The following is a 26531-nucleotide window of genomic DNA, read 5'->3' as shown; positions in this document are numbered from 1 at the left end:
TAGGAGATCATCGATCCAGATCATCGAGGCGCGGAGGTGGAGGCCGGCGAGGTAGCTCTCGGGGGTCTTGTCGAACCGGGTGGCGATGCCTCGCCAGGCCTTCAGCTTGTTGATCAGGCGCTCGACGGTGTTCCGTTCCTTGTAGAGGTCGACGTCGTGGCTGACGGGCCTGCCGCCCTTGCCGCCCTTCTTCTTCCGGTTGGCGGCTTGGTCCTTCTTCTCCGGGATGACCGCCTTGATGCGCCGTTCGCGAAGGTAGAAGCGATTGCCTCGGGACGAGTAGGCCTTGTCTCCGGCGACCGCGTCGGGCCTGGTGCGGGGACGGCCGACCGGCCCTGGGACCCGGACCTTCTTCAGTACGGGGATGAACTGCGGGCTATCGGCGGCCTGTCCCTCGGTCAGGACGAACGCCAGCGGGCGGCATTTCCGGTCGCCGGCGCAATGGATCTTGCTGGTCTGTCCGCCCCCGGCGCGTCCGAGCAGGGCGGCTTTCAGCCGGAGCTTGCGCCGACGCCGGATTCGCCGTTGTTCCCTTTCCGGGTCGTCTGCGGCGGCCTGCCCGTCTTGTCCCTGCGGGCCTCCCCCTTTTGCCGGGCCTTCTCCGCCTCGTCGGCGGCCTTCTCCAGGGCGTTCATGGTGTCGGAGTCGAGGTGCATTCCGGCGGCGTCGTGGTGGGCCCGCACAGTGGTGGAGTCCACGCTGACCAGGGACAAGTCCACCTCACCCCGCTTCGCGGCCTCCGCGATCAGCCTCTCCAGCAGGGCTTCGAAGACGCCGGCGTCCCTCCAGACCCGGAAGCGACCGTAGACCGTCGGCCAGGGGCCGAACTCGGCGGGCATCTCCCGCCACTGGGCGCCGGAGCGGAACCGCCAGATCACGCCCTCGAACTGGTCCCGCAGCCTTTCGGGGTATGGGCCGTACTCGCCGATCGGCAAGTACGGCTCGATGAACGCCCACTGCTCGTCGGTGAGTTGCCTACGCGTCACACACAACGTCCTACCGGATTCCGCTTTCAGGTGAGCACGAAACCGCAATATTGATCACGACATCACACAGACCCTAGGAGGGCAGGGACCACATCTGCGCGGGGTTGTTCGCACTGCACGGCGCCAGCGTCACCTGGGTCTGCAGGCCGTTGTCGGTGAGGCACTGGCCCGTCAGAGCGTTGTGGAGGTAGGAGAAGCCCCCGACGGAGGAGTCCTCCGGAAGCCAGAGCTGCCACAGCCAGCTGCCCGCCTGCCAGAGGTCGACCTTGCTGCTCAACCCGAGGCTCATGACCGCGTTGGAGTTCAGGCCGTTCAGGAGGTAGTAGCCGCTGGTGCCGTTGACCGTGGTGGGCTGCATCGTCCAGTGCTGGCCGGTGAGCGTGGGGTAGATGTGCCACTCGATGAGCTGGGTGCCGTTGCTGGTCGCTCCCGAGGCCACGTCGATCGCGGTGTTGTCGCCGTAGTTGGTGATCTCGCCCGGCTGGCGGGGCGGGGGCGGCGGAGTACTGGCCGTCGAGGGAGGCTGCGCGGGCGTGGCCGGCTGCTGCGCGGGTATGGTCGGCGCCTGCGTGGGCCGTGGCGGAGTAGTGGCAGGCTGGCCGGTCGGCCCGGAGGAGTGTTCGTTCGAGCCGGCGCCGGATGGCGCGGTGGAGGGGCGGCCGGTCGTCGTTGTGCCGTCCGTCGCGCTGGGCGACGCAGACGCGCTGGCCGTGGCCGTGGGTGAGCCTGCGGATGGGCTCACCGAAGCGTCGGCCAGGACGGCGGGCGGCGTCGCCGGGGCCTGGCTGCCCGAGAGTGTGGGCTGGCCGCCGCTCGCACTGCCGGCGTGAGGATGCTGGCTGAAGGTCGGCCGGGCGATGGCCGTGCCCAGGATCAGGGCGACCGTGACCGCGCCGAGCACCCCGGCGCTGCGGCGCCGGCGGGCGAGCGCGGGCGTCAGCACCGGATCGACCAGACTCCGCAGCTTGGAGGACAGGGCCGGCCCGAGGTCCAGGGGGTCGGCCGGGGCCCCGTCGGCGGGTGCGTCGGGGCGGTCATGGGCCTCGGAGGTGGCGGCGGCACCGTGCTCGCTCTCCACTTCCGCTTCCCGCTCCGGCTCGCGCTCCGTTCGAAGGTGGGTGAGCGCGATCGCGAAGGACGGCCGGTCCGGCTGGTCTGCGTCCGGAGCCTCGCCCAGCACCCCGGGGGAGGCCCCGGCCGGGTGGTCACCGGCCCGGGGGGCCTTCTGCTCGGCCTCGCCCTGCCGATCCTCCGTCTCGCGCCTCGGTTCGGTCTCAAGGACGGTCCCGGTCGCGGGCGCAGGCTCGGGCGTCGTCCCGGCGAGGGGCTCCTGCCCGGTGGCGAACTCGGCTACGGGCTCGGGCTGGGCGGGCAGTTCTGGCTCGGCGTCGATGTCCGGCTCCGCCGCCTGCTGACCGAGCTCTGCTCCCGCCTTGGCGATCAGGCCCACGCTGGCCTCGAACGACACCCAGTCGACCGCCGCCCCGACTCCCTCACCCGCCGGGGCCTGCGAGGCGGACGTCAGCCCTGGCAGCACCACCCGGATGGCCCTCGCCATCGCGGCGGCACTGCGGAACCGGTCGGCCGGGTCCTTCGCCAGGGCCCGCTGGACCAACTTTCGTACCGCCGCTGGGATCTCCTCCGGCAGCGGTGGCACCGGCTCCCGGACGTGTTGCCGTATGACGGCTGGTGAGCTCCCGTCGTCGAACGGGGACGCACCCGTCAGGCACTCGTACGCGATCACCCCGACCGCGTACACGTCGGCGGCGGCCGTCAGCGCGCCCTGGCGCGACTGCCCGGGTGCACCGTGGACGGCTGTCCCCGGTTCGGTGCCACCGGCCGTGGGCCGCCGGGTGCCCGCGGTGCGCGCCACGCCGAAGTCGGTGACCACCACCGTCTCACCGCGCAGCAGCAGGTTCGCGGGCCTGACGTCCCGGTGCACGATGCCCCCGTCGTGCGCGGCCTGCAACGCGTCGAGGGTCTGCGCCGCGATGGTGAGGGCGCGGACGGGGTCGAGCCGCCCGGCCTCGGCCAGCACCTCGCTGAGCGGGCGGCCGTCGAGCAGCTCCGTCACCAGGAACGCGGCGCGTGGGTCGGTCGTCTCGCCGTAGTCGTACACCGAGACGACTCCGGGGTGGCTCACCCAGGCCAGGATCCCGACCTCGGTGCGGAAGCGCTCGGCGAACGCCGGGTCCTCCAACAGCTCGGGCAGGAGGATCTTCACCGCGACCGAGCGGCCGAGCACGTCGTCCACGGCACGCCACACGTGGCCCGTCGAACCGACACCGATCAGCTCGATCAGCCGGTAACGGCCGTTCAGTACGGTGCCCTGGCCCCACATGGCAGTTCCTCAACTCTTCGTCAGATCGGGTCGGGGAGTCGATCCTTGACAGGCCAGAGCTGGCCCGGCGCACGCTGCGTGAACATATCAGCCGTTCCGCGCCCGCTGCCAACCTCCGCGGCAGTCGATATGCGTGTGCACGGCGGCCGAAGGGCACCACTTGCCGGGCATCGAGGTTCGACCTGGGCGATTCACGAAGCCTCGGGCCGATGTGGAGCGGCCGGGATCCGATGACAGAAGAGGCGAACCGGCTCCTGGCAGGACCAGCCGTGGCGCCGCAGCAACACCCACGTCCCCTCGACGGTGTACGCCACACGGAACAGCCGGCCAATTGGGCTTGATTCGCTTTGACGGACACTCCTGATCAGGGGCTTCGGGCCAGTCGGTGCGGAACGGCCGCAGGCTGGTGAGCCGGTCGGGCGGCTCGTCCGGGAAGAGCCTGTTCACGAGTGTTAGGCGCTCGATGTAGGAGTCCGTGCTCTCGCGGTGGAGCGGGGCGACGGTCCGAGGCAGCGGCATGACGACACCTTCCACCAGGCACCGCCGCCGTCGCCTCTGGCCGCTCCTCCTGGCCCGTGCGCCATCGGCCCTGAGCTACACGTGATCTTTACCCTTTGGTAACTCCTTCCCCGCCCGGGCACGTTGACCTTGTGAGACTCTGCGATGCCCTAAGTGGTCCGCGTCGTAAGTCCTTCGGGGGTTGACTTCGGAGCCGGTCGTGGGTGTGTGCGCTGTCAGCTAGTGCCGGGCGTGTCGCCGCCCTCGCGCCGCAGCAGCGCGCGCGAGCGGGGCGATGCGACGTTGAGGGCTGCGAATCAAGGGAGTCGGGGACTCCGGTTCCGTGGCTTCTCGGGCCCCCGTCCCGGGCCGCCCGGCGTGACTAGCCCGGTCTCGTACGCGAGGACGACGGCCTGGGCCCGGTCCCGGAGGTTCAATTTGGCGAAGATCCGGGTCACGTGAGTCTTCACCGTCGACTCGCTGAGCGTCAGCTCGTCCGCCAGCTCGGCGTTGGACAGCCCGCGCCCCAGCAGGGTGAGCACCTCCGCCTCGCGCGGCGTCAGTGGGGCAAGGTCGCGGTGTGGCGCCGGGCTGTCGGCGGAGGACGGCCGTGGGGTGCCGGCCGCGAAACGCTCGACCAGGCGGCGCGTGATCGACGGCGCGAGCAGCGCGTCGCCGGTGTCCACCAGCCGTACGGCGGCGGCGAGGTGGGCCGACGTGACGTCCTTGAGCAGAAAGCCGCTGGCGCCAGCGGCGAGGGCCGCGTACACGTAGTGGTCCAGGTCGAAGGTGGTCAGCATGATCACCCGGCAGCGCGGGACCTGGGCGAGGATACGCCGGGCCGCCTCCAGGCCGTCCATGCCCGGCATCCGGATGTCCAGCAGCGCGACGTCGGGCTGGTGCGTGACCGCTGCCGCGACCGCCTCGGCGCCGTCGGCGGCCTCGGCTACTACATCGATCCCGCGCGCGGTGAGGATCATCCGGAAGCCGGTGCGCACCAGCTCCTGGTCGTCGGCGATCACCACCCGGGGCCCGCGCCGGCCGTCCGGCGGCGCGCCCGTCACGGCCGGTCCAGCGGGATGCGTGCGCGGACCCGAAAGCCACCGCCGAGCCGGCGCCGGGCGTCGAGGTCACCGCCGTACACCGCGACCCGCTCGCGCAGCCCGACCAGCCCGCGCCCGGCCCCGTCGGTGCGCTGCGGGGTGCCCGCCGGATCGCCGGACAGCACGCTCGGCCCGCTGTTCAGCACCTCCACCCGCAGGTAGCGGTCCGTGTAGCGCACCGTCAGCTCCGCCTTCATCCCGTCCCCGTGCTTGAGCGCGTTGGTCAGCGCCTCCTGGATGATTCGGTACGCCGTCACGTCGATGCCAGCGGGCAGCTGCTGTGGCTCGCCGGAGATCCGTACCTCCACCGGCAGGCCGGCGAAGGCGAACCGGTCGATCAGTGGGCTGAGCCGGCTCAGGCTCGGCTGCGGCGCGAAGTCGGCCTCCTCCGGCTCGTCACGGCCGTCCGCCGCCGGGGCCAGCAGGCCGAGCAGATGTCGTAGTTCGGTCATCGCGTCTCGGCCGGCGGACTCGACGGCGGCCATCGCGGCGGCCGCCTCCTCTGGCATGGTGGCGAGCACCTCGCGGGCCGCTCCGGCCTGCACCACCATCAGGCTCACGTTGTGGCTCACGATGTCGTGTAACTCGGCCGCGATCCTCGCTCGCTCGGCGTTGATGGCTGTGCGCGCCGCGCTCTCCCGTTCCCGCTCCAGCAGCCAGCCGCGCGCGCCGATGGCCGCCCGATGGGCCCGCCGCGCCCTGCCGAGAGCGACCCCCAGCCAGCCGGCCGCCCCTGCCGCTACCAGGGCGGCGATCCACCCCGTCTCCAAACCCCACACTCCGCCAGCTTCCCAGCTCACGCCGTGATCCACATCATCCGGGAGTACCGCTCGCGTACCTCCCCGGTACTACGGCCCCGGACGGTTACACCCGGGGTGGGATGCCCCGCCGGGGCCGCTGCTCCTACCGTCGGGTGCCATGAGCAATGATCACGACGGAAGCACCCGGCAGGACGGCGCGCAGGTCGTTGTCGAGCTGTCCGGTGTCCACAAGAAGTTCGGGGACGCCAAGGCCCTGGACGGAATCGATCTACGGATCGGGGCGGGCGAGGCGGTCGCCGTGATGGGCCCCTCGGGCTGCGGCAAGTCCACCCTGCTGAACATGGTCGCCGGCCTGGACCGGCCCACCTCCGGCACGGTCCGCGTACACGGCCAGGACCTCGGGCAGCTGAACGAGACCGGGCTGACGCTGTTCCGCCGCCGGCACATCGGCATGATCTTCCAGTTCTTCAACCTCATCGACGACCTGCCCGCCCTGGACAACGTGGCGCTGGCCGCCCAGCTAACCGGCACCTCCGCCCGCCAGGCGCGCCGCCGGGCGCTGGAGCTGCTCGACGAACTCGGCGTCGCCCACCGCAAGGACACCTACCCGGCCGCGCTGAGCGGCGGCGAGCGCCAGCGCGTGGCCGTCGCCCGGGCGCTGATGAACCGTCCGGCGCTGCTGCTCGCGGACGAGCCGACCGGCGCCCTGGACAGCCGCTCCGGCGAGCAGGTGATGGACCTGCTGATCGACCTCAACCAGATCGGGCAGACTCTGCTGATCGTCACCCATGACCCGCACCTGGCCACCCGCTGCGCCAGCCGGCTGGTCGAGGTCGCGGACGGCCGGGTGGCCCGCGAGCGGTCCTTGGAGCACACGGCATGACCGGGGCGGTGTGGCGGGCCTCACGCGCGGCCGTCAGACGGCGCAAGGTCCAGACGATCGTGATTGGCCTTGTCGTCTTCTGCTCGACCACCACCATCCTGCTCGCGCTCGCCGTGATGAGCGCCGCCCGGGCGCCGTTCGACGCGGCCTTCGACGCGCAGCGCGGCGCCCACGTGGTCGCGACCTTCGACGCCGCCAAGGCCCCGGCGGAGCAACTGGCCGCCGACGCCCACCGGCCGGGCGTCGAGGCGGCCGCCGGGCCGTTCGCCCAGGTCACTCTGAACATCCCGACCGACTGGTTGGGCAACGCGCCCGGGGCGATCACCCTGGTGGGCCGGGCCGACCCGGCGGGCCCGGTGGACCGTGTGAAGCTGACAGCAGGCCGCTGGGCCACCAGGCCGGGCGAGGTCGTCGTCTACATGGGCCGGGGAACCTTCGACAACCTGCTGGGCCAGACCATCGCGCCCACCGGCGCTCCGCCACTCACCGTGGTCGGCATCGCCGACAGCATGAGCAACTCGGCGGGCGGCTGGGTCACCCCCGAGCAGATGGCCGCCCTCCATCCCACCGCCGAGCAGATGCTCTACCGTTTCACCGACGCCTCAACCGACGACGCGCTGAAGGCAGGCTTGGCGAAGGCCACCGAGGGCCTGCCCGGGGACGCGTTGACCAGCGCGCAGTCCTATCTCACTCTCAAGCAGGCGTTCTCCGCCTCGGCCGATGCCTACCTGCCGTTCATGTCGGTCTTCGGCGCGCTCGGCCTGGTGGTCGCGGTATTGATCGTCGGAAACGTGGTCAGCGGTGCGGTGGTGTCCGGCTACCGCCACATCGGCGTGCTCAAGGCGCTCGGCTTCACCCCGCGCCAGGTGGTCGCGGTCTACATCGCCATGGTCTCAGTGCCCGCGATCGCTGGTGCCGCCCTCGGCACGGTCGCCGGCTGGGCGCTGGCCCGCCCGATCGTCGACATGACCTTCAACGGGATCGACACCGGCACCGCCGCGCTCGCGCCCCCGGCCTGGCTGCCGGTCGCCTGCCTGGTCGCCGTGCCCCTGCTGGTCGTCCTCGCCGCGTTCCTGCCGGCCTCGCGCGCCCATCGGATCTCCGCGGCAGAGGCAATCACCGCAGGCAGCGCGCCGCGCACCGGGCGCGGCCTACAGGTCCAGCGCTGGCTCAGTGGCACGCGGCTGCCGCGCTCGGTCAGCCTCGGCCTCGGCCAGCCCTTCGCCCGTCCCGCCCGGACGGCGCTCACCATGGCGTCCATCGTGCTGGGCGTGGTCACGGTAACCTTCGCCACCGGCCTGACCGGCACGCTGCTCGCCTCCATGCAGCCACTGAATGGGGACAACGGCCGCACCTTCGTCCACGTGCAGGTCGGCGCCGCCGACGCCCACCAGACCGTGCCGAAGCTGACCGACGCCCAGATCGAGGCCGTGCTGCGCGCCACGCCCGGTTCCGACCAGGTGACCTCGCGCGCGTTCGAACAGGTCGGCCTGGTCGGCTACACCCAGCCGGTGTTCGCCGACTTCTACGGCGGCGACGCCCTCGAGCGGCCACTGCACGTGGTCAAGGGGCGCCCGGCGACCAGGCTGGGCGAGGTGGTTGCCGGACCGGCGTTCCTGGACCAGCACGGACTCAAGCTCGGCGACCGGATCACCCTGGACGTCAGTGGCCGGCTCCTGCCCGTGACCATCGTCGGCGAGCCCGTCGAGGGCAACGCCCGGGCGGTGGCGTCCAACGCGGCGACGCTGGCCGGAACCGGAGTGAAACTGCACGTGGTCGAGTACGTCGTGCGGCTCGCCCCCGGCGCGGACGCCGACGCCTACGTCAAGGCAATCAAGGACGCCGACCCCGGCCTCTACTCGAACGTGGTGACGAACGACGTGAACGGCCCGATCGCCTCGGTGATCAGCTTCGCGACGATCTTCACCGTGCTGCTGTGCGTGGTCGCCGCCCTCGGAGTCTTCAACACCGTGCTGCTGAACATCCGCGAGCGCCGCCGGGACCTCGGCATGCTCAAGTCGATCGGCATGACGCCGCGCCAGGTGGTCGCGATGACGGTGACCTCGGTCGCCGGGCTGGGTCTGGTCAGCGGGATCATCGGCGTCCCGCTCGGGATGGCCGCGCACCGGCTGATCGTCGAGAACATCACCATTCTGATGTTCACGGACTCGATGATCAACGTGTGGCGCGCCCCGCTACTGATCGCCGTCGCGCTGGCGGGCGTCGTCATCGCCGTCCTCGGCGCACTGCTCCCCTCCCGTACGGCGGCCCGGCTGCCGATCGCCGAGGTGCTCCACAACGAGTGACGCCTCGGGGTGGGCGGTTGCCAGGGGCGGGTGGCGGACGGGGGTCGCCACCCGCCCCGCCAGTTTGTGAAACCGCTGCACGGCCGGTCCACCCTGGCGGAAAACCTGTCGTGATCCACTTCTCATGATCGGCGTGCCCGCCTTGCCCGTTGCCCCTGCCCGCCCGATAACCCTGACCGCCTCCGAGCGCAAGCGGCTCAAGACGATGGCCTACGGCCACAAGACCGAGCACCGGCTCCGTCAGCGCGCCCACGTCGTCCTGCACGCGGCCCGGGGCCGCCCCAACGCCCGCATCGCCCGCGAGATGGGGCTGCACCTGGACACCGTCCGCACCTGGCGCGGCCGATTTGCCGAGCACCGGCTGCCCGCCCTGTCCGACCGCAAGCGCTCCGGGCGTCCCGCCTCCTTCACACCGCTGCAGACCGCCCAGGTCAAGGCCCTGGCCTGCCAACTGCCCGCCGAGAGCGGCACACCGCTCTCACGCTGGTCGGCTCCGGAGCTGGCCCGCGAGGTCGTCGGCCGCGCCATCGCCGGCGCGATCTCCGCCTCCACCGTGCGGCGCTGGCTCAGGCAGGACGCGCTCAAGCCCTGGCAGTACCAGTCCTGGATCTTCATCACCGACCCCTGCCTTCCGGTCCAGGGCCGAGCGCGTGCTCGACCTCTATGCCCACATCTGGAACGGCGAAGCGCTCGGCGCGGACGAGTGCGTGATCAGCGCGGATGAGAAGACCTCCATCCAGGCCCGCTGCCGCTGCCACCCCACCCTGGCCCCCGGGCAGGCCAGGGCGATGCGGGTGAACCACACCTACGGCCGCGGTGGCGCCCTGGCCTACCTGGCCGCCTACGACGTCCACCACGCGAAGACCTTCGGCCGCTGCGAGCCGAGAACCGGCATCGCCCCGTTCATGGCCCTGGTCGACCAGGTCATGACCCAGGAGCCCTACGCTAGCGCGAAACGCGTGTTCTGGGTCGTGGACAACGGCTCCTCCCACCGCGGCAAGAAGGCCGCCGACCGGCTGACCACCGCCTACCCGAACGCGGTCCTCCTCCACACCCCGGTCCACGCCTCCTGGCTGAACCAGGTGGAGATCTACTTCTCCGTCGTGCAGCGCAAGGTCGTGATACCCAACGACTTCACCGACCTCAACGAGGTCGCGGACCGGCTCCGAGCCTTCGAAGACCGCTACAACGCCACGGCACAGCCGTTCCAGTGGAAGTTCACCACCTCCGACCTGGACGATCTGCTGGCCAGACTCGACCGGCACACCGCCGATCACCCAGAAGAATCCTCCGCCGCCCCGGCAGCGTGATCAACCCCCGAAGGACTTACGACGCAGACCACTAAGTACTCCAGCAGGACTTTTCCATTCCCGCTGGTCAATGGCCGGGAAGTGGGGAGTGTAGCGGCGGGCGATAGGTCAGGGGTGGTCTTCATGGGACTGCCCGTCGATCGTGTGTAGCCGTCGTTGGTAGTGGCAGCGGCGGGGCAGCCTCCAGTCGTGATCAACACGTCAGAGCCCGAGCCGTGGGACCGTGAACTCGAGCAGCTTCTCCTCCTTGTCGGTGTGCACTTTGGCCGTGTGGAGCCGCGCCGTCGAATGCGCGACTACGTCCGCGGCCTACTCGGCCCGGTCGGCCGGAAGAATGGCTGGCAGCTGGCCGAATACGCCGGCCACGCCACCCCTGACGGCCTCCAGCGCCGCATCCCACCGGCCTTCAGCTGCTCCAAGGTGCGGGCGGGCGCTCCAGGCAACGGCGTGACGGTGATCTTGTGCAGGTCCAGGAGACGGTGCCCGTCCTGGGGCCTTGTCCTGAGCGGCGAAGCCGGACTCCTCGATCTGCCTACCGGTAACGTCGCGGTAGCGGATCTTGTACTCGTGCGGGCACTTGGACCACCTCGCCTGAGGGTGCTCGCACTCCTTGAAGAAGGTGCCCATGCCGTGGGCCAATGCCTTGGTGACCATGTGCCTTGGTGACCATGCTGCTCGACTCCCCGCGTACCAATGCTGACAGTTTGCTGACGGGAGATGATCCACGGGGCCTCTGACCTGGGTGAGAACACCGAATCAGTGATATGTGGTGGAACTTCATCGGACGCTCGACGGAGGAGATCGTGCAGGCGCGTACGGACTGGATGGAAGGGTCCAGGTTCGGCGAGGTGCACGGCTACGACGGCTCGCGGCTGTCGGCGCCTATGCTGCCCTCGGTGCCGATGAAGCCACGGGGAAGGGCAGGCTGACCTGGGCTTATATGCCTGGAGCTGCGGCCCGAGGTGCGCTTCGTGGGGCGCTGCTTGGTGCGGGTGGGGGCTCTTCGGGCCTCCACCGCGGGGACCTATCGACCTTCTGGGCGTCGACCCTGCCCTTGCCGGAAACCTCGTCCGGCCTGGTCAAGCGGCGTGTTGGTATTCGTGGAGTAGGCCGCCGAGGCGGTCGCGCCTGCGTATGTCGAGGCGGGTGATCTGTCCTGGATCGGTGATCGGTTGGGGGAGTGGGTGGAGCGGGTGGGCGTTCGCGATGCCCTGGTGTGGTCTGTGCCCGTTGTAGAAGTGCTCGAACTCGCGCAGGGCGTGGAGTAGGTGGCGCTGGTCCCAGATCAGGGTGCGGTCCAGCAGCTCGCGGCGGCAGGTTTGCACCCGGCGTTCCATGATGGAGTTCATTCTGGGCATCCGGATGCCGCTGAGGACGACCTTGATGCCCGCGTCCTTGAGTACCTGGTCGAACGGCTCGGGGAACTTCCCGTCCCGATCCCGGATCAGGTAGCGGGCCCGGCAGGGGGCGTCCTCGAGGTCCATGACGAGGTTCTTCGCTGTCTGCGTCACCCAGGAGGCGGTCGGGTGCGCGGTTGCGCCCAGGATCCGGGTCCGCCGGTTGGCGTGCTCGGTGACCGCGAACACGTACATGCGGGCTCCGGACAGGGTGATGGTCTCGAAGAAGTCGCACGCGAGGAGCGCGTCGGTCTGGGAGCGCAGGAAGCCCGCCCAGTCGTGGACGTGCGCTCGGGCGCCGGGTCGATGCCGGAGTCCTTGAGGATCTCCCAGACTGTGGACGGGGCCACCTTCACGCCGAGGATGAGCAGTTCGCCGTGCAGACGACGGTAGCCCCATGCCGGGTTCTCGGCGGCCAGGCGCAGGACCAGGGCGCGGATGGAGCGTACGGTCCGCGGTCGGCCTCCGCGCTTGGGCCGGGACCGAGTGGCGTGGCGGCGGGCGACCAGGTCGCGGTGCCACCGCAGCACGGTGTCCGGCTGCACCAGCAGCCGTATTCGGTGCAGCACGTCGCGTGGCAGGCCGCCGAGCAGAGCCGCCAGCAACGTCCGGTCGCTCGCTTCAAATCGGACTCGCTGCCCGCCCAGCTGCCGTTCAAGTACCGCGATCTGATGGCGCAGGGTCAGGATCTCCATGTCCCTGTCGTGGTCGCTCATCGGCAGCAAACGCAGCATCGCGAACGCGTTGGCCATGCCCAGGTACGCCAGTCTCAGCAGCACGATCCATCAGCCTGACACGTTCATCCGAAACCCGTGGCTATTCATGGGAACGCGCAGGTCACAAGCCCTGGATGAGGTTTTCGGCAGGGGCAGGGCCCGGCCGATCGCGGCGGTCGTCGGCACCCGCCACGACCGCCGCCCCTCCCCGAGCCCCTCACCCAGCAGCCGCGCGACCTCCTCGTAGCCCTGCCCGAAGAACAGGCACATCGCCAGCACGAAGTACACGACCACCCGCGCCGGCAACAGCCGACTACGCTGCTCGGCCCGCCCGGTCTCGGCGATCACCTCATTGACCAGAGCCGGCGGAAACGCCCGGGTCAACACCCCGATCGCGATCCGATCCGACAACCGCTCACCCGCAGGTGACTTCTTGACCTGCCCCACCCTCGCCACACCACAACCAACGGGACAGGCGAGCCAAGTCACTGGCATTGCCATCAGGGCCTATGGGCAAGCCTCCGGCCACGACGACCTTCCACGCGATAGCCGTGGAAGAGGAACCGGTTGATGCCAAGCCAGCCGAGGCCAGCTACTTGCCTTTGAGAATCTGGTCCACCTTGGCGGGGGAGATCCCGCTGAGCAGCTCGCCGACCTCACGCAGGGTGAGCCCCTCACGCAGTTCCTGGATGGCGGCCTGCCGGACCTTCTACGCCTCCTGGCCGCTGTTCACGATCAGTTCGTCCACCAGCTCGCGGGCAGCGCGCCCCTTTTATCCGCGCATTCCGGCCGCCGGCGGGACCCGACTACGTGGTCAGGCTGCCCGAAGAGGTACTTGCCGAGTCGTCCTCGGGAGCAGTGGGGCGGGTGAGGTGGGCGAGGGCTTCCTGCCAGGTGCCGATGTGAATGGGCAGGGGTTCCAGGGAAGCCACCAGGCTGTGGACGGTGTCGATCGCGGCGGGGCGGGCGAGCCAGTTGACGATGGAGGCCAGTAGCCAGGCCCGGGTTGGCGGGGTGCCCGTCTGTGGTGCCTGGGTGAGGATCGCGGTGACCGCCGGCCCGGGTTGCCTCGGCCGCGAGGCGGCGGGAAGGTGGAGCACGCCGGTGCCGGGAGCCGGACGCAGCAGAGTGTAGGGCTCGGGTCGTAGCTGCCAGCCAGTCTGTTCCAGCCGCCGGGCGTGCTTCACGAGGTCGGACATCCAGGTCCGGGGAAAGAGGACCGCATGCTCCTCGCCGTGTACAGCGACTCCGCACAGCAGCGGGATGTTGCCCCGCTCCGGGGAGGCATAGCGCGCGTAGCCGGCCAGGACGCCGTCGAGGGTCTGCCGCAGGGCGTGCGGGGTGCGGGCTCGGGTGAGGAGTTCGCCGCCGCGGAAGAGGAGGTGGAAGGTGCCGGGGCGTTCGATGGTGAGGGTGACGGGTGTGTAGCCGTCGTCCAGGACGGCGCCGGAGGCCTCGGCGATTTCGCGGGCATCGTGGCCGCGGACCGCGATGCCCAGGCGGGTCCCATTGACCCGGGCGGTGAGGACCGCGTCGACGGGCTGGGCCGCGACGTTCACCGAACAGCTGGTGGGCGCCTCGACGATCGTGGTTCGCGGATCCGCACCGCTGAGTGCGACGAGAGCGCCGCTCACCTCGGTGAATCCGACGAGCACTTGGGTCGGTTGACCAGGGGTGAGCAACACGCCGCTGGGAGTGCCCAGTTTCGCCGCGCATTGGCCGAGACCGGCCAACTGCTGGCGGCACAGTACGGACAGGGGCCGGCCGAGCAGGCTGGTCCCGTCGGCGTCGACCAGGAGCACGGAGGCGTCGAGGCGGGTCAGGCGGCGCGTGTTCGCTGCGAGGTCGGCGGACAGTTGGGTGCAGAAGCCACAGTCGGCGGCCATCGCCAGGACGAGCACCGGATGCGGCGCCAACCCTGCGCACGCGGCGCCCTCTACCGCCACATCGCCGTGCCCCGTGGGCGCGGAGGCCTGGTCGCCGGGCGTGATGAAGCCAGCAGCCCGCCACCGGGCGAAGCACTGCGCATGCTGTGCCTGGTGTTCGGCGGCGGGCGGCCGGCCCCGGAGCCAACCGAGGGCGGTCGAGTTGAGGTAGGCCGCAGCGGGCCTGCCAGTGTCCAGCAGGACTCCGGCGCTGCCCAGCTCAGCTACGATCACTCCCGGTAGCAACATCACTGTGACTTCGCTACGGCTGCTGACAGAAGCCACTGAAGCCGTTCTCGGACACGCACACGAGTCCGGGGCAGCAGCCGACGGACCCGGTGCAGCCTTCTCCTTGGATTCGGCAGGCGGTCGGCGCGATGAAGGAGTCGGTGAAGATCTCCTCGATCTCCGCGACGGTCTCCATGTCGGGGGCGAGGGGGCGCGTCTCTTGCAGGTAGGTGAGCATGCGAACAGAATGCGGGATCATTCGACGCGGTGTCTATCACTCACACGGATGAACTCAAATAATGAAAAGTCAACTCCCCTGCTGCACGGGAGTATCGGCGATTGGGGGAGTGATCACGGGGCGCTGCTGTCCTGGTAGGCGCCGGCCTGGGTCCGGAAGAGGGTCGCGTAGTGGCCCTCCGCTCGCAGCAGGGCCTGGTGGCTGCCCTCCTCGACGACGCGGCCGCCCCGCAGGACGAAAATGCGGTCGGCATGGCGGACACTGCGAAGTCGATGCGAAATCAATACCACCGTACGGCCGACGAAAAGTCGGCGCAGGCGGGTGAACAATTGGTCCTCGGCCTGGGCATCGAGGGCTGCGGTGGGTTCGTCGAGAATGACCAGGGGTGCGTCCCGGTAGAACGCGCGGGCCAGCGCCAGGCGTTGCCACTGTCCACCGGACAGATCCGCTCCTCCGGTGAACTCCTTGCCCAGCGGGGTCCGCAGGCTGTCCGGAAGCCCCGCGAGGAAATCCAGTGCTCCGGCCTGCCGGGCCGCCTCGCGCGCCCGCTCGGGGTCCGCGGCGACGTGCGGGCGGCCGAAGGCGATGTTGTCCAGCGCCGGGAGCTTGTAACGGGTGAAGTCCTGGAAGACCACGGCGGTCCTCGCCCGGTGCGCCGCGAGGTCAGTGACCGGGACCCCGTCGTGCAACAGGCACCCGCTGTCCGGCGGGTAGAGCCCGGCCAGCAGATTGGCGAGCGTTGTCTTGCCCGAACCGTTCACGCCCACCAGGGCCACGACCTGGCCCGGTCGCAGCTCCAGGCTCACCTCGCGCACCGCCGGGGTCTCCGCACCGGGGTAGGTGTAGCTGAGCCGCTCGGCTCGCAGCGCACCGAAACCATCGTTTCTCGAGACTTCCTGACTGCTCGCCGGTGAACCGCTGGGAGCTGCTGGAGTGGTGAAGCTCCTCAGGTCGGTGAGGCGAAGCAGGTTCTCGCCGATGCCGGTGAGCATGCCCGCGAACGCGTTGAGCCGCACCGAGAGCAGCCACACCCCGGCCACGGCCGCGCCCGCCACGGAGAGCGGCAGCAGGTGACTGCCGGCCATCCACCACAGACCGCCGACGGCCAGGCAGGTCAACGTCCCACCCGCGGCCTGGGCCGCCATACGACGCCGGGCGTGCGCCCTCAGCAGGCCCTCGGTCTGCTCGATCTCGCGCTCGTACTGCTCCTGCCAGCGCCCGGTCAGCACTCCGCCGAGGTCCAGGGCCCGGATCTCCCGGGCCTCGTTCCGGCCCGTGAGCAGCTGTTCCAGATACTCCCTCAGCCGCCGGTTCTCCGAGAGCCCGTGGTGCAACTTGTGGTGTGCGCTGCGCTCCTTGCCTGCAGCCCTGATCGCTGGAAGGGCACTGAGCAGCACAAGCGGGAGCAGCCACCACGCCATGAGGGCGAACGCGCCTCCCACGGCCACCACGGTCAGGACGGCCTGGAAGGCCGTGACGAGGAGGACGACGGCCATGGCGGGTTGCCGGCGCGAGGCGAAGACCGCCCGCTGCAGGCGGTCGTGGAAATCCGGGTGCTCGAACCGCGGGAGTTCGGCCGCCACTGCAGCCTCCAGCACCATCCCCGCCACCAGGCGGTCCACCTTCGCGGTCAGCACCGCCATCCGTGCCGCCCCCAGCACCCGCACGGCACCGGCGGTGGCACCCGCGACCAGGAGCAGCATCACCGCCGGTGCCAGCACGGGCGACCGCCCGGCCGCCGCGGGCCCGTTCGCCAGCACTGACCCGAACAGCCCCTGCACCGCGACCAGCCCGCCTGCCACCCCGATCGCCAGCAGGACCTGCACCAACACGACCTGGACCAGGGCCCGCCGATCGGCCAGCCAGGCGAGCCGGACGGCGAAGGCCGCCGAGGACACCAGAACTCCCATACGCCGTTCCGCCACCACCGGCCCCTTCCCCAGCGACGCCACCATGACCGCGCGGGCATTCTTGACGCGCTCCCGCCCCTTCAACCCCTGGTCACTCGATCGAGGCAACGGCGGATACGGGACTGTAGAAAAACTAACGGCGGATCTACCGATCAAGGGAGATACGTCAAGTGTCGAACTAGGAAACCGAGTTGGAGTCGATCAACGGCGCGGCTGGTCCGGTGACGGATGCGGTGTCAGATAACCAGTTGATCGCGATGCTGGTGAGCCGGGCCCGGTCCGAGGGGCTTCAGCTCACCGGCGAGGGCGGGCTGTTGCAACAGCTGACCAAGCGCGTGCTGGAGTCCGCCCTCGAAGGCGAGATCACCGAACACCTCGGCTATGACAAGCACGACCCGGCCGGGAAGAACAGCGGAAGCAGCCGCAACGGCACCCGGAACAAGACCGTACTGACGGACGTCGGGCCGGTCGAGGTGAAGGTGCCCCGCGACGTCGCCAGGACGTTCGAGCCGCAGATCGTGCGCAAGCGGCAGCGGCGGCTGACCGGGGTGGACGAGATGGTCCTGTCGCTGTCGGCCAAGGGGCTCACGCACGGCGAGATCGCCGTGCGTCTGGCCGGGGTCTACGGTGCCGAGGTGTCGAAGCAGACCATCTCCACCATCACCGACAAGGTCGTGGACGGCATGGCCGAATGGCAGAGCCGGCCGCTGGACCGTGTTCACCCGGTCCCTCAAACGCCCCCATCACCGGAACTGGCCACCACCACAACCGACGACGGTCACCATCACCCAGCCAGGAACGACCTAAAGTCACCGGCATTGCGCCTAGGCCCGCCCTCCCGCCAGGCCGCGTGTCATGCGTAGGCGGACTTCCGCGACACTCTCAGCCGCCTGGCCACCACCGGCGGGGCCATACCCCTCTCGAACATCTCACCGGCCTCCAACCGCACCCGCTCACGCTGAGCACGCTCCCGCGCAGTCAGGCCACCCCCATCGGGATACCTCATCTCCCATCCATCGAACCGACATGACTAGCCGTCACCCCCACCTGCAAACCTCAGAAGCGGGCGCCCTGCACGGAACCATGTGCGGGGCGCCTTGTCGTTCGGCCGCCCCGGCTCGACCTACCGGGTCGTCTACGGGCAAGCTGGCGTCGCCGTACTCCGATTGCGGTAGCCCGGCGGGCGATCAGGCGCCGTTCGGTGGATCCTCCGGCCAGACCTCGAAGGCGCCCGTCGGCCCGACCGGTCGGCCGGCTCTGAAACGGCTGCGGATCAACGCCGCGACCTTCACCACCGCGCCAGGATCCCCTCCCAGCTCGACCTTCACCGAGCCTGTGCCCAGCCCCGCGCGGGCCAGCTGCTTGGCTGCGCCTGGGACTGGCGCTGACGTGTCGATCTGCCATCATGTGCGGGTCGTCTCAGTCGACGGGGGGACGTAGTCTCTGGCTGTTCCAGGCCCCGGGACGGAGGCCAGCCTGAACGACTGGGCAACTGTGTCGGCGACCAGCTGGGCCACCGGCAGGGGGCCCGCGATTGACATGTTGGGGCGGTGTTGGCTCCGAGCTCATCGACGGCTTTGTCGGCCCTGATCACGGTTACGTGCGGCCGGTGCAGGTAGCGGCTGATGGGCCCGCACCTCGAAGGCAGGGGCTGTCAGCGGCGCGGACCCAGGGCGTGCCTCATCCCGGCCCGGGCGGCTCTCGCACCGGCTGTTGCTGCGACGGCGCCGGCGATCGCGGCCCACGCCCCCGCCGCGGCGGCAACGACCCCGAAGGTGGCAGCCGCTCGCATGGCCCAGCGCGCGTACGTGTCGTCCACGGTGTGCCTCTTCGGTGGCGACTCAGCCGCCGTCGGGCTCGGCCGCCGAGTTCGATCCGGGTTCCAGGATCTCGTCCAGCGCGCACCGGACCACCAGGTGTGCCGCTGCAAGAAACAGTGGGGGCAGTCCCCCCTCGACGCTGCCGTCGTTGGCCATGGTGTCGAACCGCTTGTGTTCGCTTTCGGCCCAGTCCCGGGCCTTGCGGATCCGTTCGAGTAGCTCCATCGCATCGACAGCAGTCATGGCCGGAACGTAACACTGGGCTCTCCGGGGCCGGTCGAGGCTGCCCATTCCCGCTGGGTCGGCTCACCTTCGTGGACCAACGCATGTGCGGCCCAACGGTCCAGCGCACCGGGCGGGCAGCCAGCCCAGACACCCCCGGAGCCGCAGAACTCGGCCGGCGCCCGCGAGCACCTGCGGGTAGACGCCCCATTGACCGTTCCGCCTCCTATGCGGCGAAGCGTAGGGCGCTGGTGGGGCGGCCGGGGATGTGGTTGGCGTCGGCGAGGTCGAGGGCGGTGGCCAGCGCGAGGACTGCGTCTTGGGCGGCGGATTTGAGGAGGTGGCCGTAGAGGTTGACGGTGGTGGCCAGGTTCGGGTGCCGCACCGTCTTGGAGACGATCGCGAGGGGGATGTTCTGGCTGATCATGATGGTGGCCGCGGTATGGCGTAGGTCGTGAAGGCTGATCTTCGGCAGGCCGGCTTCCTTCGTGCGCTTGCGGAGCTGGTCCAGGACCCACTGGGGTCGCAGTGGGGCGCCGTCGGTGCCGCCGAATATAAGACCGATCGGCAAATGGCTCACTTGAGGCGGTGGGTGGTGGGGCGCCTGGCGCCACCTCAGCGCGGTCTGAGGCCGTCCATGAGCAGGTCGAGCAGGCGTCGGGCCTGGGCGGGTTCTCCGGACTTGGCGGCGACGGCGAGCATACCGAGGATGCTTGCGGAGACGTCGTCGGCGCGAGCATCGGCGCGGATGTCCCCAGCGGTGGCGCCGGCGTCGAGGATCGTGGTGATGGCCGACAGGAGCTCCTGTCGAGTGTGAGCGAGGGAGATTTCGCCGGAATCGATCATGGCGAGCAGGGTGTCGGTCATGCCGTGCTTGGTGGCCTGCCATTCCGCGAACAGGTCCATCCACAGGCGCAGCGCCTGCGCGGGCGGGTGGCTGGCGAGCAACTCGCGTGCCCCGGCCGTCAGTCGGACGACCTGGTCTTGATAGACGGCGTCGACGAGCGCTTCCCGGGTCGGGAAGTGGCGGAAGAGGGTGGCGACGCCGACGCCCGCCTGTCGAGCGATAGCGCGCATCGATGGCTCGGTGTCGGAGGTGGCGAAGGCGCGGGTGGCCGCCGCGAGCACGGTCTCGCGGTTGCGCGCGGCGTCGGCGCGCAGCTGCTGGTGGGCTGCCGGGGAGGGTTCGGTGGCCATGTCTAAGCGGATCACGTTCTATTTGAGTCGGTCCTGGGGGTAGTCTAGGCCCGAGATAAACGGAACACGTTCCGATTAACTCCACTCTCCGGTTCCGGATCACGCGCGGGTCCTATGGTCTGTGTCGGCATGTCTCGTTCCGAAAGGGCGTCACCCGGTTGCTTCTTGCCGACCTCGCCGGACTCGGAGTCGGGGCAGGCCCGGCTGGCGGAGAGCCGTGGGCGCCGGTGCTCTGTCAAGCGCCGGCCCCCACTCGCCCCTTGCTCGAGGTGGCTGTGCCGTCCCGTTGGGCCCTCGTCAGGGGATGAGGATGAGACGGATCGGGTCCCCGATCTTGTTCGCCAGCCGGTGGACCGCGTCGGCTGCGTGCGTCGGCCAGCGGGATGTGGTCGGTGATCGAGGGGGCCAGGTCGAGGCGGCCGTTGGAGGCCAGCTGCACGAGCTGGGAGACGGACTCGGGGAGGCAGCCGTAGTGTCCGCGCACCTGCTTGGACAGGTAGTTGAAGGTCAGGCCCTCGGTGATGGTGAGCGGCTGGGGAGTGATGCCGAGCAGGATGAGGGCTCCGTTCAGGCCGAGTACGGAGGCTGCCTGCTCGCGGACGGCGGGGACCCCGGCGCAGTAAAGCTAAAGGTGGTGAGGTGGCGGGAGTGGTCTGCGTACCGGCATTCCCATGGCCAGCCGAAGCTGCGGACTGAAAAGGCGGATCAGTTCCTCGGGGTCCATGGAGCTGATCGGCTCCAGCCTGAAGAGGTAGCGTGTGGAGATCAGTCCTGCCAGCACGGCCGCGAAGGTTCCAGCGCGCTTGCGTGCATGGCGCCCGCCCAGGACTTCTGCGAGTCGGCCCACGATCTCGCCTTCGAGGGCCTCTTTGACCAGGGCGGCGACAGCGTCGTCCTGGGCCGCGTTCTTGAACATGGCCAGGAGCGGACCGCTGGATTCGGGCGCCTCCCATGCTGCGATCAGTTGCCTGAGGGCGCGCTCGGGGAATGTGTCCAGATCGCCTTCGCTCAGCAGTTGTGCTGCCAGCTCCGCGGGATTGGCGGACAAGGCGAGGGCAGCGCCGAAGAGGCCCTTCTTGGAGCCGAAGTAGTAGCCGAGCAGAGCCAGGTCGACATCGGCCTCGGCGGCTATCGAGCGCATCGTCACCGCGTGGTAGCCGTGTTCCAGGAACCGCCGGCGAGCGACGGTCAGGATCACCTGGCGGGTGTCCGGCTTTCCGGGCCTCCGTCCGCGTTGCGACACTTCGTTCCTTTCTGTTGAAAAGAGTTGCTGGCTGCTCATGGTGGCGATGCCGAGTGGCTGAGGTCGGGCGTCCGGTGCTCGGCGCTTCCTCACCGCACCGGCGATGTCGGGCGGTGCCCCGTTCTCTGCTGGGCACTACCGAGAGTAATTCATCGCCAGGCGCCATGGCCGGCTCTTCCGAGCCCCATCCCTGGCGGGGCCATCCGGGCATGCGGTCACTGTCCTGCTCGTTTATCGTGTCTTGGCTGGCCGGGGGCCGGGCAACGGTGTGCCAAGGGCGGTGACGTCGGCGCTTCCTTATTTCATCAGAGTGGTCACCGGCGTTGTGCCCGGCGAGTCTGTCAGCGGTTGCCCGAGCTGCCGGGTTCGGGCCGTTGAAAGAAGGACACACCATGCCCTCGCCCACTGCCGCCGGGTCGCCGCCGGCGATACGCCACAATCTGGTGCTGGTCGTCACCTGTCTCGCCCTGGGCACCGTGGTCGCGGCCATGGCCTCACTCAACGTCGCTCTCCCCGGCCTCGCCCGCGACACCCACGCCAGTCAGACCGACCTGTCCTGGATCATCGACGCCTACAGCCTCGTCTTCGCCTCGCTGCTGCTGCCGGCCAGTGCTCTCGGCGACCGGTTCGGCCGGCGCAAGGCACTGCTGGCCGGACTTGCCGTCTTCGGCGGCGGTTCCGCGGCGGCCGTCTTCACCACCAGCCCCTCGGTGCTGATCGGCCTGCGCGGTGTGCTCGGCGTGGGCGCCGCACTGGTCATGCCGGCCACCCTGTCCACCATCACCAGCACGTTCCCATCCGCCCAGCGCGCACGTGCTGTGAGCGTCTGGGCCGCGGTGGCCGGCGCAAGCGCACTGCTCGGCGTCCTCGCCACTGGGGCGCTGCTGGAACAGTGGTCGTGGCGCTCGGTGTTCTGGCTGAATGTGGTTCTGGCCGCCGTGACGCTCGTAGGAACGCTGCGGTGCGTGCCGGAGTCGGCCGATGCGGGTCAACCGCGGCTGGATGCGGCGGGGGCACTACTGTCCGTAGCCGGGCTGGTCGCTGTGGTCTACTCGGTGATCGAGGCGCCGACGCGCGGCTGGAGCGACCCGGCCACGTTGGGCGGCCTCGGTCTCGGCCTCGTGGTGCTGGCCGGATTCGTGCTCTTCGAGCTGCGCCGGCAGCACCCGCTGCTGGACCCACGCCTGTTCCGCAACCGTCACTTCGCCGCGGGCTCGCTGTCGATCACGCTGCAGTTCTTCGTGTTCTTCGGCTTCATCTTCGTGACGATGCAGTATCTGCAACTGGTGCGGGCCGACAGCGCGCTCGTGGCCGCCACGTCGATGATCCCCATGGCCCTGGCCATGATGCCGACCTCCCGGCTGACGCCGCGGCTGGTGACACGCTTCGGCTACCGCGCCCCCTGGACCCTGGGCCTGGCGGCTGTCGCCGCCGCGATGGGCGTGCTGGCCCAGGTCGACGCGGCAAGCTCCTACCGGCTGATCGCTGCCGGACTGTTCCTGCTCGGTGCCGGAATGGGGCTGGCCATGACGCCGGCGACCACGGCGATCACGGACGCTCTGCCACGCTCCCTGCAAAGCGTGGGGTCGGCTGTGAACGACCTCTCCCGCGAACTCGGCGGCGCCCTGGGCATCGCCGTCCTCGGCAGCATGCTCAGCGCTTCCTACCGCAGCCACCTCCACCTTGCTCATGTCCCGCAACCCGTTGCCCAGGCCGCCCGGTCCTCGCTCGCTGCCGCCCACGCCATCGGCGGGCCCGTCGCCGAACAGGCGCGCGGCGCCTTCACCGACGGCATGCACACCGCACTGCTCGGCGCAGCCGCGGCAGCAGCCCTGGCCGCCGTCGCCGTCGCCACGCTCATGCGTGCACCCCGTCAGTCCTCCCAGCCCGCCGACCGCGAGCTGGTAGCGCAAGCCAACATCTGACGGACTGAAACCGGCGACGTGGACACCGTCCTGCGCCAGAAGCCGCACGGACGGGACGCCTCACGCCTCGGACCAGTTCACTCGGCCGCACAGGGCCGATATCCCCGATCACGGGCCGCTCGCTTGTCCTGGCTGCCACCATCGCGCGCGACTGCCGACGATTCCGCCAGGCCCTGGAGAAGGGTCTGATCGACGGCGCCGACCGCGCGTGAGCCCCGCTGCGGCAGGTCCCCTTTGGAGTCCCCCAGCACCGGCACGGCCCGCCCCATAGGCAAGGGGCCCGACCTGTGGAGAAGAGCCCGCGCCCGGCTCCGCACGGCGCCCACTTCCTCTCTCCACGGCTTCTTCGGCAACGCTCGATCGTCCCGGAAGACCACGAGAAGACCACAGCAGCGCGAGTCGATGTCCCCCCACCCTCCCACCGAACCCCGTCACCCCGCGTTGGCGTGATCAGCATCTCGCACTACCGTTGGAGTGAGTGAAACGCGGCGCGAACCCATCGCCGCACCTGACGTCGCTCGTGGCCTATGGCCGGGCGACGGACATACACCGGGACCGGATGTACCAGGGCATGAGTACATACACGACGTCCTCCTCTCCCACCCGTTAGATGACGAGAGGCACCGACGGCCGCGCCGCGACCGCAGCCACCTTCGACGCTAGGCCGACACGAGCATCCCCACACCTGAACGGAGCCTTCCATGAGCATGCTCTATCTCGGCCAGCCCGAACAGCAACAGCAGCTCGAATGGCTCGGCGGCGCGACCCTCGCGCTGCTGCTCGATGGCAAGGCCACCAACGGGCAACTCATGATCGGGCGTTTCGACGTCGCCGAGGGCGAAGCGCCGCCCTATCACAAGCACACCCACGAGGACGAGATCTTCCTCCTGCTCAAGGGCACCGCCCTGGTCTGGTGCGACGACCAGGAGTACGAACTGGCCGAGGGCGGCGTGGTCTTCCTGCCCAAGTTGATCCCACACGGATACCGCATCACATCGAAGAAGGCTGACCTGCTGATGATCAACACGCCGGCCGGAATCGAGGGGATGTTCCGGGAAATCGGACGCGACAAGAACACGCCGCGCCCACCCGGCTTCGAGGTGCAAGCCGACCCCGCAATCTCCGAGAAGTACGGCAGCATCATCGTGGGCCCGCCCCGCTAGCTAGTCGGCATTGACAGGACACGCCTCCGATCTGACAAGGGTGATGATGCGATGACGCTTCGTCATGGGAAGATCCGGGCACGTCGGCAGCGAGCCGACCAGTGAGGAGAGAGAGCCATGCCCGAGATGACGCCCAACTCGAAGGGCCCCGCCAAGGTGCAGATGTCACCCGAGCAGATGGCAAACCTCGGGCTGACTCCCATCCCCCCGAGGCAACGGTGTCCAAAGAACCCGCGCTGATCCCGGCATCCGAGGTCAAGCCCGAGGACATCGCGACCCTGTCGATTGAGTACCGCGATGGTCAGGCCGTGGTCGTCGTGAGCGGTGGGAAGTACGTCCCGTCCGAGCTCCCCGTTGTGAACAGTTCTGGCGCGGCATACACGGCCCGATTCGCCTGGCAGAACGGCGTAGCGTACCTCCACACGCCCGACCCGGTGTCCGCCCCGGCGTCCGCCCCAGTGTCGGCACCGAATCCATGGCACGGGGCGCCGGCCTTCCTCGCCGTCGACAGGTACGAGGCAGACGACTTCAATCTGCGCTCATAGTTGCTCGCCGCCCCCGGTATGGACCTCGCACAGCCCATGCCAGGGGTCGTGCTATCCATCAACGACGAAGGGCCCTGCCGCATCTCGTCCAGGTGACGGACGATGCCGTCGCAGCCGGCATGGCCGCCGCCAGTGATGCCCGACAGGGCGCCAGGGCCGCACCGGGCCCTGGAGAAAAGCCGGGTGACTGCGCCCGGCCCTGCGGTCCGTGCTCCCTGATTTCCACCGCTCGCCAGGCGGCCACGCCCGGCGAGCGGGCCGCCGCCACCCGCGCACCGGCACCGTCCCGGTCCCCGTACTGGCCGTGGCCGCCGGGCCGATCACCCCCACCCGGAGGACCGGCCCCCGGGCACCCGCGAGGCCACCCTCGACATCCACGAACCGACACCCCGCGGCCGCCGACGGCCTTCCGGGACTGCCTCGACCGGCAGGAACCCCACGTCTGCTCTTCTGGCGCACCGTCAACCGCCACCACGCAACGAGCTCGGTGGGTCGTCGGCGTGCTCCGATCACCCTAGCCGCGAGAGTACGGACAAGCCGGCCGAAGCAGATCGTGGTGCCAACGGTGGCGGCGTGTGCCGGACGATCGGGGCTGGTCGGGTGCGCTCCCTCAAGGTCAGGGGGAGAGAAGGTCGCGCATGCGGGTCCGTTCGGCTCGGGAAGCCGCGGCGGGGCGTCCGGCCGTCATACCACCGTCGACTGCGAGATCCTGTCCGGTGACCAGGCGGCTGGCGTCGCCGGCGAGCCACAGTGCCGCCGCGGCCACGTCGTCGGTGCCGACGGTGCCGGGGAACGGCTGGCTGCACTCCAGCAGCGGCTTGAAGGCCGCGGCCACCGAAGTCGCCGTCGCGTCAGCAGCTGATGCGTCGGCTCCGGCGCCTTTGGCGAAGATGCCCGTTGGCACGAAGCCTGGGGACACGCTGTTCACGCGGACCTCGTGTTCACCCAGGTCCACCGCCGCGCACCGAGTGAGGTGGAGCACCGCGGCCTTGGCGGTCGAATAGTCCAGGCCGGACCAGCCGGCTATCTTTCCCGCCAGGCTCGCCACATTGATGATGCTTCCCGAGCGCTGGGCGACCATCTGCCGTCCGGCGTGCTTGATGCCCAGCATGACGCCCGCGACGTGTACCGCCAGTGTCCGGGCGAACACGTCCGAGTCGAAGTCGGTGACCGACGCCATGTTCCCAGGTCCGCCTGCGTTGTTGACCATGATGTCGAGCCGCCCGTAGCGTTCGACGGTGTGGCCGACCAGTGCCTCGACGTCTGCCTCCACCGACACGTCGCAGCGCACGAAGGTCGCCGACTCGCCCAGTGCCGCGGCCCGCTGGTGTCCTTCCCGTTCGCGGCGGCCGGCGAGGACGACGTGGGCGCCCTCGCCGGCGAACACCTCCGCAATTCGGGCTCCGATGCCGCTTGTTGCCCCAGTGACGACGGCGACCTTGCGGTGCAGACTCTTCATAACGCAACTCCGGTGTCGGGTCCGAGGCACATGCAACAGGACCGGGTAACGGCAAAGGTTGATCATTATCATTGGCCATCAGGGATCCCTGAACAAGTCACGCCGTCCAGCGAAGAGGATCGCGCGCGGGTGGGCAGAGGTGGATTGGCGGTCGACGGCAACCCGGCAGGCTACGCCGCACGTGGCATGGGCCCAGCGCTCTCAGGCCCTGTGCGCGTCACATGCTGCTGTACGTCTGTCTCGCCAAGGGCGGTGGAGAGCGCTTTCACGGCTTCGTCGGCGGAGTCCTTGAACAGGTGGCCGTAGAGGTTGATGGTGGTGGCGAGGGTGGAGTGGCGCAGGGTCTTCGAGACGA

The 26531-nt window shown here is 69.7% G+C and carries 20 protein-coding genes and 5 pseudogenes; 10 read left to right on the top strand and 15 right to left on the bottom strand.

The window, feature by feature from the left end:
* The 5 genes and pseudogenes from ACIGXM_RS21285 to ACIGXM_RS21265 form a co-directional block, all read right to left on the bottom strand.
* Nucleotides 1-986: pseudogene (locus tag ACIGXM_RS21285) on the bottom strand (IS5 family transposase); the annotation flags it as partial.
* 73 nt (nt 987-1059) lie between these two features.
* A complete protein-coding gene (locus tag ACIGXM_RS21280; RefSeq protein ID WP_396563100.1) occupies nt 1060-3327 on the bottom strand; it encodes a protein kinase in 2268 nt (755 codons plus the stop codon).
* A 191-nt stretch (nt 3328-3518) separates the two neighbouring features.
* Nucleotides 3519-3650, bottom strand: a complete 132-nt coding sequence (locus tag ACIGXM_RS21275) for a winged helix-turn-helix domain-containing protein (RefSeq protein WP_396563120.1) — start codon at nt 3648-3650, stop codon at nt 3519-3521.
* 492 nt (nt 3651-4142) lie between these two features.
* Nucleotides 4143-4889 (bottom strand): response regulator, encoded by a 747-nt coding sequence (locus tag ACIGXM_RS21270; protein WP_396563098.1) that lies wholly within the window; start codon nt 4887-4889, stop codon nt 4143-4145.
* Nucleotides 4886-5728: a sensor histidine kinase gene (locus tag ACIGXM_RS21265; protein ID WP_396563096.1), complete on the bottom strand. Its 843-nt coding sequence runs from the start codon at nt 5726-5728 to the stop codon at nt 4886-4888. The genes ACIGXM_RS21270 and ACIGXM_RS21265 overlap by 4 nt, the downstream gene beginning before the upstream one ends.
* A gap of 118 nt (nt 5729-5846) precedes the next feature.
* Between ACIGXM_RS21265 and ACIGXM_RS21260 the strand changes: the two genes are divergently transcribed.
* The 6 genes and pseudogenes from ACIGXM_RS21260 to ACIGXM_RS21235 form a co-directional block, all read left to right on the top strand.
* Nucleotides 5847-6572 carry an ABC transporter ATP-binding protein gene (locus ACIGXM_RS21260; protein ID WP_396563094.1) on the top strand — a complete coding sequence of 242 codons (726 nt, stop codon included), beginning with the start codon at nt 5847-5849 and terminating at the stop codon, nt 6570-6572.
* A gap of 59 nt (nt 6573-6631) precedes the next feature.
* Entirely contained in the window at nt 6632-8878 is a 2247-nt protein-coding gene (locus tag ACIGXM_RS21255) for an FtsX-like permease family protein (RefSeq protein WP_396563092.1), read from the top strand.
* Nucleotides 8879-9020: 142 nt separating this feature from the next.
* Nucleotides 9021-9602, top strand: coding sequence for a helix-turn-helix domain-containing protein (locus tag ACIGXM_RS21250; RefSeq protein WP_396563090.1), 582 nt, complete (start codon nt 9021-9023; stop codon nt 9600-9602).
* The gene (locus tag ACIGXM_RS21245; RefSeq protein ID WP_396563088.1) at nt 9529-10188 is read left to right on the top strand and encodes a transposase; all 660 of its coding nucleotides are present in this window, start codon (nt 9529-9531) and stop codon (nt 10186-10188) included. Before ACIGXM_RS21250 ends, ACIGXM_RS21245 begins: the two co-directional genes overlap by 74 nt.
* 255 nt (nt 10189-10443) lie before the next feature.
* A pseudogene (locus ACIGXM_RS21240) lies at nt 10444-10575 on the top strand (IS701 family transposase); the annotation flags it as partial.
* 377 nt (nt 10576-10952) lie between these two features.
* Nucleotides 10953-11117, top strand: a pseudogene (locus tag ACIGXM_RS21235) (pirin family protein); the annotation flags it as partial.
* Nucleotides 11118-11267: 150 nt separating this feature from the next.
* Here the strand turns inward: ACIGXM_RS21235 and ACIGXM_RS21230 are convergent.
* Nucleotides 11268-12154 (bottom strand): annotated as a pseudogene (locus ACIGXM_RS21230) (integrase core domain-containing protein).
* Between ACIGXM_RS21230 and ACIGXM_RS21225 the strand changes: the two are divergent.
* Nucleotides 12077-12379, top strand: a complete 303-nt coding sequence (locus ACIGXM_RS21225; RefSeq protein ID WP_396563124.1) for a hypothetical protein — start codon at nt 12077-12079, stop codon at nt 12377-12379. The pseudogene ACIGXM_RS21230 and the gene ACIGXM_RS21225 sit on opposite strands and share 78 nt — an antisense overlap.
* Here ACIGXM_RS21225 and ACIGXM_RS21220 read toward each other — a convergent pair.
* From ACIGXM_RS21220 to ACIGXM_RS21205, 4 genes are all read right to left on the bottom strand, one after another.
* The gene (locus ACIGXM_RS21220) at nt 12371-12748 is read right to left on the bottom strand and encodes a transposase domain-containing protein (protein WP_396563086.1); all 378 of its coding nucleotides are present in this window, start codon (nt 12746-12748) and stop codon (nt 12371-12373) included. The genes ACIGXM_RS21225 and ACIGXM_RS21220 overlap by 9 nt on opposite strands.
* Before the next feature lie 359 nt (nt 12749-13107).
* Nucleotides 13108-14460, bottom strand: coding sequence for a hypothetical protein (locus ACIGXM_RS21215; protein WP_396563084.1), 1353 nt, complete (start codon nt 14458-14460; stop codon nt 13108-13110).
* 28 nt (nt 14461-14488) lie between these two features.
* The gene (locus ACIGXM_RS21210) at nt 14489-14692 is read right to left on the bottom strand and encodes a hypothetical protein (protein ID WP_396563082.1); all 204 of its coding nucleotides are present in this window, start codon (nt 14690-14692) and stop codon (nt 14489-14491) included.
* 113 nt (nt 14693-14805) lie between these two features.
* Complete coding sequence (locus ACIGXM_RS21205) at nt 14806-16602, bottom strand: ABC transporter ATP-binding protein (protein WP_396563080.1); 1797 nt, start codon at nt 16600-16602, stop codon at nt 14806-14808.
* 257 nt (nt 16603-16859) lie between these two features.
* Between ACIGXM_RS21205 and ACIGXM_RS21200 the strand changes: the two are divergent.
* Nucleotides 16860-17324 (top strand): annotated as a pseudogene (locus ACIGXM_RS21200) (transposase); the annotation flags it as partial.
* A gap of 1119 nt (nt 17325-18443) precedes the next feature.
* Here the strand turns inward: ACIGXM_RS21200 and ACIGXM_RS21195 are convergent.
* From ACIGXM_RS21195 to ACIGXM_RS21180, 4 genes are all read right to left on the bottom strand, one after another.
* Nucleotides 18444-18665 (bottom strand): hypothetical protein, encoded by a 222-nt coding sequence (locus ACIGXM_RS21195; RefSeq protein ID WP_396563078.1) that lies wholly within the window; start codon nt 18663-18665, stop codon nt 18444-18446.
* 205 nt (nt 18666-18870) lie between these two features.
* Nucleotides 18871-19224, bottom strand: a complete 354-nt coding sequence (locus ACIGXM_RS21190; RefSeq protein WP_396563076.1) for a tyrosine-type recombinase/integrase — start codon at nt 19222-19224, stop codon at nt 18871-18873.
* Between the two features lie 35 nt (nt 19225-19259).
* Nucleotides 19260-19841, bottom strand: a complete 582-nt coding sequence (locus ACIGXM_RS21185; RefSeq protein ID WP_396563074.1) for a TetR/AcrR family transcriptional regulator — start codon at nt 19839-19841, stop codon at nt 19260-19262.
* A 625-nt stretch (nt 19842-20466) separates the two neighbouring features.
* Complete coding sequence (locus ACIGXM_RS21180; protein WP_396563072.1) at nt 20467-21123, bottom strand: TetR family transcriptional regulator; 657 nt, start codon at nt 21121-21123, stop codon at nt 20467-20469.
* A gap of 404 nt (nt 21124-21527) precedes the next feature.
* Between ACIGXM_RS21180 and ACIGXM_RS21175 the strand changes: the two genes are divergently transcribed.
* Both ACIGXM_RS21175 and ACIGXM_RS21170 read left to right on the top strand, forming a co-directional pair.
* Nucleotides 21528-23009, top strand: a complete 1482-nt coding sequence (locus ACIGXM_RS21175) for an MFS transporter (protein ID WP_396563070.1) — start codon at nt 21528-21530, stop codon at nt 23007-23009.
* Between the two features lie 701 nt (nt 23010-23710).
* Nucleotides 23711-24172 carry a cupin domain-containing protein gene (locus tag ACIGXM_RS21170; protein WP_396563068.1) on the top strand — a complete coding sequence of 154 codons (462 nt, stop codon included), beginning with the start codon at nt 23711-23713 and terminating at the stop codon, nt 24170-24172.
* A 1161-nt stretch (nt 24173-25333) separates the two neighbouring features.
* On the opposite strand, the gene ACIGXM_RS21165 is transcribed toward ACIGXM_RS21170, so the two are convergent.
* Nucleotides 25334-26176 carry an SDR family NAD(P)-dependent oxidoreductase gene (locus ACIGXM_RS21165; RefSeq protein WP_396563066.1) on the bottom strand — a complete coding sequence of 281 codons (843 nt, stop codon included), beginning with the start codon at nt 26174-26176 and terminating at the stop codon, nt 25334-25336.
* Nucleotides 26177-26531 lie beyond the last annotated feature (355 nt).

It is taken from the genome of Kitasatospora sp. NPDC052896 (genome assembly GCF_044547075.1).
Classification (GTDB): domain Bacteria; phylum Actinomycetota; class Actinomycetes; order Streptomycetales; family Streptomycetaceae; genus Kitasatospora.
The sequence above is the reverse complement of the archived record's forward strand: the minus strand, read 5'-3'. Positions and strand labels throughout refer to the sequence as shown.

Bases quoted from the DNA above. Each gene is read 5' to 3' on its own strand.
- ACIGXM_RS21180 (WP_396563072.1), bottom strand. From the start codon at position 21,123: ATGAGCAGCCAGCAACTCTTTTCAACAGAAAGGAACGAAGTGTCGCAA.
- ACIGXM_RS21170 (WP_396563068.1), top strand. From the start codon at position 23,711: ATGAGCATGCTCTATCTCGGCCAGCCCGAACAGCAACAGCAGCTCGAA.
- ACIGXM_RS21185 (WP_396563074.1), bottom strand. From the start codon at position 19,841: ATGGCCACCGAACCCTCCCCGGCAGCCCACCAGCAGCTGCGCGCCGAC.
- ACIGXM_RS21280 (WP_396563100.1), bottom strand. From the start codon at position 3,327: ATGTGGGGCCAGGGCACCGTACTGAACGGCCGTTACCGGCTGATCGAG.
- ACIGXM_RS21205 (WP_396563080.1), bottom strand. From the start codon at position 16,602: ATGGGAGTTCTGGTGTCCTCGGCGGCCTTCGCCGTCCGGCTCGCCTGG.
- ACIGXM_RS21165 (WP_396563066.1), bottom strand. From the start codon at position 26,176: ATGAAGAGTCTGCACCGCAAGGTCGCCGTCGTCACTGGGGCAACAAGC.
- ACIGXM_RS21260 (WP_396563094.1), top strand. From the start codon at position 5,847: ATGAGCAATGATCACGACGGAAGCACCCGGCAGGACGGCGCGCAGGTC.
- ACIGXM_RS21210 (WP_396563082.1), bottom strand. From the start codon at position 14,692: ATGCTCACCTACCTGCAAGAGACGCGCCCCCTCGCCCCCGACATGGAG.
- ACIGXM_RS21195 (WP_396563078.1), bottom strand. From the start codon at position 18,665: ATGACTGCTGTCGATGCGATGGAGCTACTCGAACGGATCCGCAAGGCC.